This is a genomic window from Rhodoferax sp. GW822-FHT04A08 (genome assembly GCF_058801025.1).
In genome coordinates this window covers 1-12,997 of sequence record NZ_JBXAMW010000023.1, presented here as the reverse complement: position 1 = coordinate 12,997, position 12,997 = coordinate 1, and the positions used below count along the sequence as shown (strand labels likewise).

Annotated in this window: 9 protein-coding genes and 2 pseudogenes; 6 read left to right on the top strand and 5 right to left on the bottom strand. The window is 49.9% G+C overall.

Going from position 1 to position 12,997, the window contains the following annotated elements; translation table 11 throughout:
- Positions 1 to 89 precede the first annotated feature (89 nt).
- Positions 90 to 675: pseudogene (locus AC1RMF_RS24545) on the bottom strand (IS3 family transposase); the annotation flags it as partial.
- 318 nt (positions 676 to 993) lie between these two features.
- Here AC1RMF_RS24545 and AC1RMF_RS24540 point away from each other — a divergent pair.
- The 4 genes and pseudogenes from AC1RMF_RS24540 to AC1RMF_RS24525 all read left to right on the top strand — a co-directional run bounded on the left by AC1RMF_RS24540 (position 994) and on the right by AC1RMF_RS24525 (position 6,513).
- Positions 994 to 1,638 carry a PAS domain-containing protein gene (locus AC1RMF_RS24540; protein WP_493145026.1) on the top strand — a complete coding sequence of 215 codons (645 nt, stop codon included), beginning with the start codon at positions 994 to 996 and terminating at the stop codon, positions 1,636 to 1,638.
- Positions 1,639 to 1,693: 55 nt separating this feature from the next.
- Positions 1,694 to 2,871 (top strand): annotated as a pseudogene (locus tag AC1RMF_RS24535) (PAS domain-containing sensor histidine kinase).
- Entirely contained in the window at positions 2,846 to 3,259 is a 414-nt protein-coding gene (locus AC1RMF_RS24530; protein ID WP_493145024.1) for a response regulator, read from the top strand. The pseudogene AC1RMF_RS24535 and the gene AC1RMF_RS24530 overlap by 26 nt, the downstream one beginning before the upstream one ends.
- Before the next feature lie 2 nt (positions 3,260 to 3,261).
- Entirely contained in the window at positions 3,262 to 6,513 is a 3,252-nt protein-coding gene (locus AC1RMF_RS24525) for an EAL domain-containing protein (RefSeq protein WP_493145022.1), read from the top strand.
- Between the two features lie 365 nt (positions 6,514 to 6,878).
- Here the strand turns inward: AC1RMF_RS24525 and AC1RMF_RS24520 are convergent, their stop codons facing one another.
- From AC1RMF_RS24520 to AC1RMF_RS24505, 4 genes are all read right to left on the bottom strand, one after another.
- The gene (locus tag AC1RMF_RS24520) at positions 6,879 to 8,561 is read right to left on the bottom strand and encodes a methyl-accepting chemotaxis protein (protein WP_493145021.1); all 1,683 of its coding nucleotides are present in this window, start codon (positions 8,559 to 8,561) and stop codon (positions 6,879 to 6,881) included.
- A gap of 120 nt (positions 8,562 to 8,681) precedes the next feature.
- On the bottom strand, positions 8,682 to 9,068 hold the full coding sequence (locus AC1RMF_RS24515) for a response regulator (protein WP_493145019.1): 387 nt from the start codon (positions 9,066 to 9,068) through the stop codon (positions 8,682 to 8,684).
- A gap of 136 nt (positions 9,069 to 9,204) precedes the next feature.
- The gene (locus tag AC1RMF_RS24510; RefSeq protein WP_493145017.1) at positions 9,205 to 9,834 is read right to left on the bottom strand and encodes a response regulator; all 630 of its coding nucleotides are present in this window, start codon (positions 9,832 to 9,834) and stop codon (positions 9,205 to 9,207) included.
- Positions 9,831 to 11,567, bottom strand: coding sequence for a sensor histidine kinase (locus AC1RMF_RS24505; RefSeq protein ID WP_493145016.1), 1,737 nt, complete (start codon positions 11,565 to 11,567; stop codon positions 9,831 to 9,833). The genes AC1RMF_RS24510 and AC1RMF_RS24505 overlap by 4 nt, the downstream gene beginning before the upstream one ends.
- 320 nt (positions 11,568 to 11,887) lie before the next feature.
- On the opposite strand from AC1RMF_RS24505, the gene AC1RMF_RS24500 reads away from it, so the two are divergent.
- Positions 11,888 to 12,184 carry a hypothetical protein gene (locus AC1RMF_RS24500; RefSeq protein WP_493145015.1) on the top strand — a complete coding sequence of 99 codons (297 nt, stop codon included), beginning with the start codon at positions 11,888 to 11,890 and terminating at the stop codon, positions 12,182 to 12,184.
- Between the two features lie 327 nt (positions 12,185 to 12,511).
- The coding region (locus AC1RMF_RS24495) for a hypothetical protein (RefSeq protein WP_493145013.1) at positions 12,512 to 12,997 on the top strand (486 nt) is incomplete at its 3' end.

The following is a 12,997-nucleotide window of genomic DNA, read 5'->3' as shown; positions in this document are numbered from 1 at the left end:
CACAAGGTCGAAGCTCAAGCGAGCGGAGATGGTGTTGCTCTTCTCCAACCGGCAACCTAGTATTGTTGCGACGACCAGTTGAATACACCCTGACTACCTTGGTCTGAGTGATGCAACGGTGCCGCTGGTATGCCGCGGCGCCACACTGCCGTCATCAAGGCATCTGCCACTAGTTGTAAAGTCATGCTGCCGTGCATGGACTAGCCCATAATCCGACGCGAATACAGGTCCAGCACCGCCGCGACATAGAGTCAGCCTTCTGCCGTCCAGATGTAGGTGAAGTCAGCCACCCACTTCTGGTTGGGTGCCTCTGCTTGGAATTGACGGTCCAGAACGTTGTCGGCAATGGCACTGCACTGGCCTCGGTCCTGCGGTAATCCACGGCGTCTGGGGCGTGCACGCAATGCCTGCACGCGTGAGCCGTTCAATGCGATGCAAGCCGCAGTTGTGCCCTAAGGTAAGTACGTCATGTCATACGTGTCGGGCTCCATAGGTCCGGTCGCTTGCGATGAAGCTTTGGCGCACCAGTGTGCCCATCACCTTATCCGTTCGGCTGCGCTCGCTTCTGGGGCGGCTCAAGCATGCATAGAAACTGCTGCGAGAGACATCGAGCGTCTCGCATATCAACCCCACCGGCCAGGCCAACACGCCGATATTCCCTCGGTGCTTTTGCACCATACGCACAGCGCGTTCGCGAACTTCGGGGGAAAACTTCGTTGAATTTCTCACGGCTCCTTTCTATTAGAAGATGGAACCTCCTCAAGATCCGGGCGATTCAAAGTTACTTCGTCTCATTTCAGAACGCGGGCGCAAAATTTTTGTTCCAAGCACAACTTGCCAAAGGGACGAGGGCATGTACGAAGTGTTGGAAAAATGAAAAAGCGTAAAGTAGAATTGATTTGCATCAAGTGACTGACGTAGCTCGATGAGCTTTACTCTACTTGTTGCGCAACAGTGAATGCCTCGTAGCGGGGGCCAGAACACGAGGGTTATATGACGCCTGAGTTCACCAAAATCTTGTGGGAGCAAAATCCTGACGCATTGATTGCCGTATCGCCCGAAGGTGTAATTCTTCATTGGAATCGTGCTGCAGAAGGTATCTTTGGGTACAGTCAAGGCGAGGCAACAGGTCAATACCTCGCAGCTTTAATTGTTCCGCAAGACCGAATCAATGAAGAGCGCCATATTCAGGACGATGCCGTTCGCCTTGGTCTCGCTGTGTACGAGTCTGTCCGCCGCCGCAAAGATGGAACACTGGTGCATGTTAGTGTTTCCACGAAAGCGGTACACCAGTCAAATGGTCAATTGTTGTTCTTTCTCTCCAACAAAAAGGACGTGACGCGACTCAAGGTTTTACGTGATGCAAAACTCGTTGAAGCCCGGTTTCATGATCTTCTGGAGTCCACACCTGACGCCATTGCAATGGTCAATGTCACAGGCCGCATTGTGCTTATTAATTCGCAGGGTGAGAAACTGTTCGGCCATACACGAGGAGAACCCCTTGGGTCTCCTGTGGAAGTGTTGTTCCCCAAACGTTTTCACAATGCCCACTTGAATCATAGGAGTGGGTTCTTTGAACAACCGTGCACGCGAATGATGGGGGGCTGGCTTAGTTCTGCATGGGATTCGGAAGAATAGTGAGGAGTTTTCCGTGGAAATAAGTTTAAGTCCCATTAATACCGAAGAAGGCGCTATGGTGTTGAGCGCCATACGTGACTTCACAGATCGTCGACGAGTGGATAATAAATTCAAAGATCTGTTGGAATCCGCCACGGATGCAATGGTCATTGTCAAACGCGAAGGAGAGATAGTGCTGGTGAATTCCCAGGCAGTGAATCTATTTGGATGGAATCGGCAAGAAATGCTAAGCCGGAAGATCGAAATGCTCGTTCCGGAGAGATTTCGCAACAGGCATCCTGATAACCGAGTGGGGTTCTTTACAAAACCACGGCACCGATCAATGGAGGCCGGATTGGAGCTCTTTGGACTCCGCAAAGATGGGACCGAGTTCCCTGTGGAGATTAGCCTGGGTCACCTTGAGACGGAGGAAGAACTATTCGTCTCTAGTGCCATACGCGATGTCACTGAGCGTAAACGATTCGAACAAGCCTTGAGAGACAAAAATATTGAACTCGAAAACGCTGCTCTGGCAAAAGACAGATCTTTTGCCAGTATGTCGCAGGAGTTACGTACGCCATTGAACGCGGTAATTGGCTTTACTGGAACACTGTTAATGCGCTTGCCTGGGCCTCTTACCATAGAGCAAGAGAGGCAGCTTAATACAGTTCAAGCTGTTGCAAAGCATTTTCTTTCACTCATGAACGATCTACTTGATCTTGCCAAACTAGGTGCCAACAAGTTGGAGCTAAACAATGAAGATGTCAATTGCTATGAAGTAATACAGGAAGTTACACGGAGTTTGCGACCGCAAGCTGAAAGCAAGGGGCTGGCATTTGAAGTTCAACAATCCGAAGGGAACATAATTTTACATACAGACCGTCGCGCACTCAGTCAAATTCTGATCAATTTAATAGGAAATGCCATTAAATTCACCGCGATAGGGCATATCTACCTAGCTGTGCAAGAACACGACGATCAAGACAGCACCAGAAAATTGAGTTTCTTTGTGGAGGACAGTGGAATCGGAATTTCAGAAAACGATCAGGTACACATTTTTTTTCTTTTGCGCGCGGAGAGGCTGCCGACTGGCACGAAATGGAAGGTACTGGTCTTGGTTTGTATCTAAGTAGAAAATTGGCGGAGGCACTAGGCGGACACAAAAACTTTAAAAGCGAAATGGGGCGTGGTAGTACGTTCGTATTAGAGTTGCAAGGAGTCAGAAAAAATGGTCGCCCGAATTTTAATTATTGAAGACGATACCGCCAGCCGCAATTTATTGAAATATCTTCTGAATACCTCAGGATATACCACCCTGGAAGCCGCGGACGGTAGTGTGGGGCTTCAATTGGCTTTGACTGAGGTAGTTGATATGCTGCTTTGTGACCTTCAAATACCGATTTTGAACGGCTATGAAGTTGTGCGAATCTTGCACTCTAGCCCAATGTGGCGGCGAGTGCCTGTCATAGCAGTTACAGCGCTTTCAATGACTGGGGATAGACGAAGGGCACTTGACGCGGGTTTTGACGATTACATCACAAAACCAATTGCTCCTGAGTTTTTTGTTGCACAAATAGAGGCATATCTGCCGACTGAATTACGGATTAATTTCCCAGCGCAATCTCGGAAATCGGTACCTTAATCATGGCAAAAATATTAGTAGTTGACGATCACGCCTCGAATCGAGCGCTTGTAGTAACACTAATCCTTCATGCTGGTCACGAACCACTTGAGGCTGGTGACGGACGTGAAGCCTTGGCATTGGTACGTGCACAAAGGCCTGAACTGGTCATTTCAGACATTCTAATGCCAACCATGGATGGATATGAGTTCGTCCGCCAGCTACGTGCAGACCCTGAACTTGCTGCGACGGATGTGATCTTCTACACCGCTCATTACCGTGAACGAGATGCGCAGAATTTAGCACGCGCGTGCGGAGTATTACGCGTGCTCGTGAAACCAAGTGATCCCCGAGATATTCTCAACGCTATTAACGAATCATTGTCAAATGAAGCAAAGGAGCCTATCGTCTCCACTCAGCAAGATTTTGACCGTGAGCATTTGCGATTGATAACTGACAAACTATCTGAGAAACTCGATGATTTAAAGAATACAAATAGGCGCTTGGCGGCGCTGACAGATCTTAATCTTCATCTCGCATCTGAACGCGATCCGTATATTCTTTTAAGTAAGTTCTGCGTTGGGGCGCGTGATCTATTTAGCTCCAAGTATGCCGTGATGGGAGTAAATGGCATGAACGAAACTGGGAGGGCACGATTCTTTACCAGTGGAATTGATTCCGCACTTCTAAACAAATTGCCTGCGCCACAGCTTGGTATAGGTATGCTTGGAAAGGCATGCGCGGAACATCGCGCCATTCGAATGGGGGTCTCAGATGGGAGTCCTTCCAGAATTGGATTGCCCATCGGTTATCCATCCATTTACGCTTGTCTCATTGTTCCAATAGCATCACTGTCGCACGTGTATGGATGGATCTGCCTTTGCGACAAAATGGGGGCGACTGAATTTAGTGATGAAGACGAGCAAATTGCTTCGGTTTTATCTGCTCAAGTTGGTCGCATTTACGAAAACGGCAGCCTTTATGCCATAGTGCAACGACATGCTGAGCAATTGGAGGTTGAAATCTCTGAACGTAAGCGCGCAACGGATGAGCTAGAAGCTAAAGAAGCGGGATTGCATCGGGCACAGCTAATGGCAAAGATATCGCATGTTATTACCGGACCAAACGGAGAGTTTGAGAGTTGGCCTGAAAATATGCCCGAAATGATAGGTATCGAACCAGCCCAGATGATCAAAAGTACGCGCGATTGGATTAGGATAATCCACCCAGTTGATCGAGCACTTTTTCGAAAAACGGCAATTGAATCAGGTGCTCGCGGCGCACGATCCGAAGCAATTGAATACAGACTGAAACGGGGTGATGGTATTTGGATTCACTTACGGCAAGTCATGGATCCACTTAATAGCCAAACGCACCAGACGGGCAAAGGACGCTGGTTCAACACCATTCAGGACGTCACGGAACAAAAACAAGCTGAAGTACGAATGCTTCGACTAAATCGCGTCTATGCAGTACTTAGTGGTATTAATGTATTAATCGTGCGCACTCGTGATCGAGGGGAACTGTACAAGGAAGCTTGTCGCATTGCCGTGGTACATGGGAAATTTAAAATGGCATGGTTAGGAATAGTTAACGAAATCACCAAAAAAATTGAACCGCTGGCATCTTCTGGAGTATCGACAGAGTTTTTGGAAATTATTAAGGGAAAATTTTCATTGAAAGAAGAAGATCACGTTAAGAGTATGCTCGGCGTACGAGCCATCAGGGAGAAGATTCCCATTGTTATTAACGACATACATGATGAATCTTCCAGTCGTTTCTATCGTGAGCGAAACGAAAAAGGGATTCTATCCATGGCATTTCTACCTTTGGTCGTGTCAGATAGAGCCGTAGGTGTTCTGGCCTTGTATGCGGATGAAGTTAATTTCTTTGATGATGAGGAAATGCACCTTCTTACGGAACTCGCGGGGGATATCGGTTTTGCACTGGATCATATTGAAAAGGAAGAGAGATTAAATTACCTGGCATATTACGATGCTCTGACGAACCTGCCAAATCGCAGTTTATTTCTTGAGCAAGTTAGTCAGCATATACATGCTCTCAATAGTAATAATAGTCAGGTGGCTGTGGTTTTGCTGGATATAAATCGATTCCGAATCGTCAATGAAACATTGGGAAGGCAAGCTGCCGATGAATTATTGAAATTGGTGGCAACAAGAATCCAACGAAGCGATATTGAGTGTGGCACGATTGCTCGCGTTGGCACTAATTGTTTTGGAATTGCTATTCGTAATGTATTGGATGCAGGCGCACTTGCCCTTTCAGTTGAGACATTGCATCGTCATTGTTTTTCCGAGCCGTTTCAAATTCGCGGATCTGAGCTAAGGATATCAGGAAAATCGGGTATTGCCCTATACCCGTTGGATGGTGAAGAAGCTGACGCATTGCTAGCAAATGCCGAAGCGGCTCTTACGAGAACAAAAGGTGCGGCAGAAACACTACTGTTTTATGGGCCGGAAATGAATACCCGTGCGGCAGAAACACTCATCATAGAAAGTAGATTACGTGCGGCGCTCGCGCTAGGTCAATTCGTTTTGCACTACCAACCAAAAATAAATATGATTTCAGGAAAATTGGCAGGCGCAGAGGCATTAATCCGTTGGAACGATCCTCTGTCGGGGTTGGTCCCGCCCAGCTTATTTATTCCTATTCTTGAAGAAACTGGACTTATCTATGAGGTCGGGCGCTGGGCTCTTGGAAAGGCCGTGGAAGATGGCCTTCGTTGGCGAATGGCAGGACTATTACCGATACGCGTAGCGGTCAATGTATCTCCTCTGCAGCTTCGGCATCGCAATTTTTTAGCCGAAGTCGCACAAGTTATCGGTGTAAATAAGCAGGCGGCTGATGGTCTAGAGTTGGAGATTACGGAAAGCGTGATTATGGACGATGTTCAGTCGAATATTTCTAAACTAATGGCAATACGCGATATGGGGGTTAGTATTGCGATAGACGATTTTGGTACAGGCTATTCTTCACTTGCCTATTTGGCCAAATTGCCGGCGAACACACTTAAAATTGATAGGTCATTCATAACTGATATTACATCTGGTCCACAGGGACTTGCGCTCGTGGCAACGATCATAAATTTGGCTCACTCATTGGGATTGAAGGTTGTTGCAGAGGGCATTGAAACCGAGGAGCAGTCACGTCAGTTGCTTCTATTGAGCTGCGATGAAATGCAGGGCTATTTGGTTAGCAAACCAATTCCAAGTGAAATATTTGAATCTGTATATTTAAATGATGATAAGAAATAGGAATCCACTGGTTCGACATGATGATATTTCTTATATAAAATTCCGAGATGAGATGCTGGAGTGTAATGTTCTAATCATCGTATGGGAAATGGTGATTTGTATTGCTTTTGCCTGTCACCCATTTGTAAAATTAACCATAAGTGAGGCAACACATTTTTCCGAGGAGCATCACATTGGGAATTCGTCATGTGCAATGCAAATTTGCTCTCGCCGCCGTTTAAGCGTCAGCCGATACCCTTCATTATTAAGCCACTTCCCGAACTGACATTGATGAGCGTCACCAACAGACATCACTTCGAACGCAGCCTTTCTGCTTAAATAATCTCTGAACCGTCGCACTACAACCGCCTTGCCCGCATTGAGAACTAGGATCGATGCTGAATAAGCGCCTTGGGTGCAACCAAAGTAGGTCTAGCTTTAACTTGTTGAATTCGGGGCTTGTCTTGCGGCGAATTGGCTGGTATGTGAGAAACAAAGGACATGGTGGAACAGGGGCCGGTTTGTACCTTAAACACCGCCACGGCTTCCGCCAACATGCCTGCCTGGATCTGAAGATTACCGGCAGCGGCGGCGGACTGCTCAACTAAGGCCGCGTTTTGTTGCGTCATCTCGTCGAGTTGCCCGACAGCAATATTCACCTGTCCAATGCCGCTAGACTGCTCACGTGTGGATTCGCTCATTTCACGGATCATGTGGGCAACTTGCTGCGCCTGGGCGACAATCTCAGCCATGGCTGAGCCGGCAAGGACAGCCAATTTGCTGCCAGCATCCACTGTCTCCGTGCTGTCCTTAATAAGTGTGGCGATCTCTTTGGCCGCATCCGCGCTTCGTTTAGCCAAGGCGCGCACCTCGCCAGCCACCACCGCAAAACCGCGCCCCTGATCTCCAGCACGCGCAGCCTCAACCGCCGCGTTCAAAGCTAGGATATTCGTCTGAAAAGCGATGCCATCAATAACGCCGATGATGTCTCGGATCTTGTGGCTGGCATCAGTGATGGTACCCATGGTACCCACTACCTGTGCAATTACCTGGCCGCCTCGTTCTGCTGCAGCGCTAGAAGAAGCAGCCAAATGAGCGGCTTGCAGCGCTGTGTCGGCATTGTTGTGAACAATGGATGTCATCTCCTCCATTGAAGCGGCGGTTTGCTCCAGGTTGGAAGCTGCCTGTTCGGTACGTGCACTCAAATCGTTGTTGCCTTGGGCAATCTCGCCGCTGGCACCTCGTACGCCGTTTACCTGCTCACTGACATCGTCAACCAGCGAGCGCAAGTTCAGGCCAGACTGGTTGATGGCACGCAGGACCATCCCGATCTCATCCACCCGGTTCAGCTGGACGTTGGCCCCGGGATTGCCTGCGGCTACGTTTAGCGCCTGTTGCAAAACCACCTCCAGAGGGCGCGAAATCTGGCTTTCCAAAATGACAGATATTGCCAGAGTCAATCCTAGGGACCCTATACACAGCCAACCCATGGCTGATCCTATGGGAAATAGTGCAGCCGCCAAGCCCAAGGTCAAGGCCAGGGTAAGGGCTAGAGCCAGGCGGATGCGCCAGCGCACAGGTAAAATTTGGAACAGCGACATACAGGATAAAAGCCCTGTGTGCACGATTAAGCCTTCACGAAAGGCCAGGCTGCCATTCTTGTTTTCTCTGAACTTTTTATAGAGCTGTTCGGTCTGGCGCACTTCGTCTGTGCCGGGTTTGGTGCGTACTGACATATAGCCTGTCAACTGTCCGTTGCGCACTACGGGTGTAGCATTCGCGCGTACCCAGTAATGGTCACCATTTTTACGGCGGTTCTTCACCAGTGCAGTCCAGGACCGCCCGGCCTTTAATGTGGCCCACATGTCGGCGAACGCCTGCGTTGGCATGTCAGGGTGGCGTACCAAATTGTGCGGCTGATCAATGATTTCTTCGCGTTCGAAACCGCTAACGCTAATAAATGCAGCATTTGCATAAACGATGCGGCTTTGTGCGTCGGTGGTTGACATCAGCGTGGCGTCTGCCGGAAACTCATATTCACGCTGGGTGATTGGCAAATTAGTACGCATTTTCTTACCTTTGAAGTGGGTCTAAGCAGTAGGTCTATCCGGCCATACATGCTTTCTCGGCTCTGCGTCCGATTTGAATACTCCCCTTACCTTCCAACTGTTTATGCTCAATACTTCAATTTATTCTTGTCCTTTGTATTGCGAGAAGAACGGTATCCAACTTTGAAGATGCGCCAAGCACGCGTCGATTTCTGAATTCTTGTCGTAGTAGGCGTAGGCGCCTAAAGCAAGGCACGCATCCCTCAATAAACGCCCCCCTTTGCTGCTCAATACCAGGAATCGTGCACTGTGCCCAGCGGCTTTTACTTGCTGCAATACTTGAAGGCCATTTCCTGACGCCAGAGATAAATCCAACAATACAGCGTCAATCGGATTACTGAGAATTTTCTCCACTGCTTCTGCCTCTGTTGAGGCAGTACCAATGACATGAATCGCGGGATACGGTTCAAGCAAACGAACTAGTTGCCTGCAAATCAGCTCGCTGTCTTCGACGATAAGGATATTCATGAAGCGCTTGAGCATTTGAATGGGTACCCTGAGTGTCTTCCACACCCGAGAGTTCTAATAGCAGCGAGAACCCTATCATCCTGTCAGGTTTGGCGGATTACCTTGTAGGGGAAGGCCTACGGCAGTGGCCAAACACTCAGAGGGCTATACCGTGATCCAGGCAATAGCGAATCAGTTCACCATTGTTGGCGAGAGCGAGTTTTTCTAAAATGCGCGATCGGTAGGTGCTGACGGTCTTCGGCGATAGGTGCATCAATTCGCCGATTTCGGTTAAACGCATGTCCTGGGATAGCAGAAGCATGACGCGATATTCCTGCGCAGACAGTTCTTCGTGGGGGAGAATTGAGGCCCTACCTGACACGAGATCGAGCAAATGGTCGGCTTGGGTTGCGGTGACGTAGCGACCTCCCGCCATGACGCGTTCGAGCGCCACTACCAGTTCGTCTGCCGCTCTGTCTTTGGTAAGATAACCGAGAGCACCCAATTGCAATACGTGGCTAGCATAGGCGACCTCATCATTCAGGCTTAGCACTAACAAATGCAACTGTGGAGCCGCGCGGCGCAATCGGGAAACGCTTTCCAATCCCTTGGCGTCAGGTAAGTTGAGATCTACGATAGCCGCGTCAAAGACCTGCTCGCGCACAAGCTCCAATGCCGTTGCAAGTGATGGTGCCTCCTGCATGAGGGCCTCGGGCCAGCGTTTGGCCACCAATTGGTGTAGTCCGATACGCACGATCGGGTGATCTTCTAGCAACAGGATTTTCATAAAGTAGATGGTTGATCCGGTGAATTCAATGGTAGTCGCAGCCTCAGGCATGTACCACCTTCGGCCGGGCTATCCAGCTCTAAGGCGCCGCCCAGCAAGTTCGCCCTCTCCTGCATGCCCGTCAAACCTAGGCCACCATGCCGCAACTCTGGGGTGGGAAGACCGACGCCGTTGTCACACAATGTGATCAGATACTGGAGGTCGTTCACCGGCTCACCGAAGATCTTCAGTTCAGAAGCTTGCGCATGTCGTGCGACGTTAGTACAAGCCTCTTGAAGAATTCGATACGCTCCAATAGTTTGGTGCTCCGCAAGCAGGTGCTGGTCCTCAAGCTGAACCGAAAAAGCTACACTACCGGCGCGAGACATATTTCCCAGCAAATGTTGTAGAGCTGCTTGCAAGCCCAGATCATCTATCAGCGGGGGCCGCAATTCCGACGCAATACGTCGTGCAATCATAATGCCCAAGTCAAGAGCCTCGAGAAATGCGACTTCCTGGTCGCTGGGCAAGCAGCCTTTGGGAATGCCGCGGAAAATCATCTTTAGCCCTGTCAGTACGGAGCCGATCTGATCATGCACTTCTCTGGAAATGCGGTGACGCTCCGCCTCCACGACGCGCTCTTGCTCAACCACAAAGCGACCCAGTCGTGCTCGCGCTTGCGTCAAGTCCTGTGTACGCTCAGAGACTTTTTGCTCAAGCCATTTGCTGCGCACGTCCACCGCCGTCAGACTGTCCCTCATCTGGTCAATTTCCAGGATGCCAGACGAGCGCTCGGCAACGAAAGTACCGTCCAACACGGACCGCGAGGCCTCCACCGCCCCCTTGAGTCCGCGTGTGATACGCCGAGATATCCACGCGGCAGCTACCAGAGCCACACCAAGGAGCACAGCACCGAAGGAGGCCAGAGCCGCTATTTCCGACCGCAGGGGAGCATTGAGTATTTCTGAGGGTACTCCGACAGCAACGTACCACTTCCAGTTCCCAACGGGGCGTATCACCGTTCGGGTCAGCACGTTCTCCTTGGTCAATGCATCCCAAGAGCCTTGCCTGTGGTCACGAATTGCTTTAAGAATGTTAGGTGAACTCTGTCCAATGAACTCCGGCCCCTTTGAGCGTCCGATTGTTACTCCGCTCGGACTAAACACACCTGAAATGCCGTTCAACGGCAGCGGCATTTGCTTCAACACACTATTAATCGATTCCGTAGTCAGGAGTGCCCGGATGCAATAAATCACCTCACCGTTCTGAAATACAGGGACTCCGAGAGCCACAACCAGATACTTTGAAATGGAAGATTGATATGGCTCGGAAAGAACAGGCCGTTTAAACTCAAACACTTCCTTGACCGCTTCCGGCTGCCCGGTGGGCAGTAGAGTTCCCAAAGGTTGAGGTGCTAGAAATACAAGTTTTCCTGCCCGATCAATTAATGAAATGCCTGCTATGTCCGGATTGCTTGCTTGGATGCGCAGTGCACCACGATAGAGCGCAGCGACATCGCCTTGGTTACTGGCTTCCGAAACGGCCAGGCCATTCAGATAGCCAAGCGTTTTTTCAAGGTGGCTCTGAAGGTGGTTAGTGATAGCTTCGGCCCTCTGGGTCAAATCAGATTCGACGGCTAGTTGACGCTCCTTGGCATACTGCTGGGCCGAGTAAAGAGAAAAGAAAAATAAGGGAATAACGGGCAACAAGACCAAGAGCGTTAGCCAAATGACAATGCGTGGCTTGGATTTCATAGTCTTCACGTCTTTAAATGGTCAATTGTTAGCAATCATTGGGATGATCTTCTATAAAGACTCCCTAGTTGGTGTGTAGAGGTCTCTTGTGGCTGAAGGAAATTAGGCACGTTGAAACGATTTGCACACCCACAGAGATAACTCAGCCGCGCGCCAGTGCAGAACATTGTTAGTCCCGTCAGATTCATATGCTTGGGCATTCAGTTGGGAGAAATTGCAGTTGATTTTTGTGGCCGAATGCCTGAGTGGATGCGATCTTGCCAGACGCCTTTATATCGCGAGTATGCTACGAAACTAATACCAAACGCAGGGGGTTTTCGATGAAGATCGGTATCAAAATCCGTTTCCAAAACTGGATCGCATTGAGTACTTCATTAATTGTGGTCACACTGGTTGCGATTTTTCTTGGCACCGTGTTTCAGACGTTCACCAGTATTTCCGAAGATTCCGCACAGGAACGTTTCTCTTTGATTGCCGCGCAGGCCTCAATGCAGTTGGAAAGTTTGGTGCTGCAAAATGCTAAGCTGGTAAAGGTACGTGCAGGTGCGGAGCAGCTGACTTATGTGAGAGATGGCACGCTGAATCCGAACGGCGTGGTTCCCACTTTTTTGCGCTAAGCAATGACGATTTTTTGCAGATGATTAATGTCGAAGGGGATGAAAGAGTCCAAGCTGCGCTTCTAGCTCCAGCTAGAACTTTTTTTGCGGTGCGTCGCATCACCCACGATAGCAAAGGGCGTCGCAGTGACGACTACCAATTCTTCGACAAGGACAGAACCATGTTGGGTAATCGCTCCCAGCCCAGCGAAGCTGGTACCCACGCAACGTCCATGGTATGGTGGAGCTACTGAAAGAGGAGGCCTGTTCATAACGGAGCCCTATGTATTTGCCTCCAATAATGAATTGGGCATCACGGTCGCAGCGCCCCTGGCTGCTGGAGGTGGCGTGCTGGCTACCGATATCAGCCTGCGTTCCATGGGGGGATTTTTGGCACGGCTTAAGCTTCCACCCAACGGTGCCATTGCAATTCAGGACGCAAAGGGCCGTGTGCTGGCTTTCCATGGCTCGGGTTCCCACTTCAATAACGTAAGGATCGCCCCCTTAACCAAGCCAGAATCGTTGAAGAGTGCATACCTCTCGGTGCTCAAGACCAATAGTCCGGGCGGTTTGGCCGTAGAGCCGGTGGGCACCAAAGGTGCTCGCTTTGTCGTCAATCATAAGACCGTTCAAATTGCAGACGGCGCAAGTTTTAGCGTCACCGTTTGGGCACCAGTTACCGACTTCACCGCAGCATTTAGGGCCGCGCAACGCGACGTAATGCTGGTTGCTATGGCGGTTTTACTCGTGCTAGTGCCACTGGCTTTGTTGGGCTCACGTCGCATCGCCCAAACGCTGACGGCGTTTGCCGCTGATTCCGAGCGCCTCCAGCGC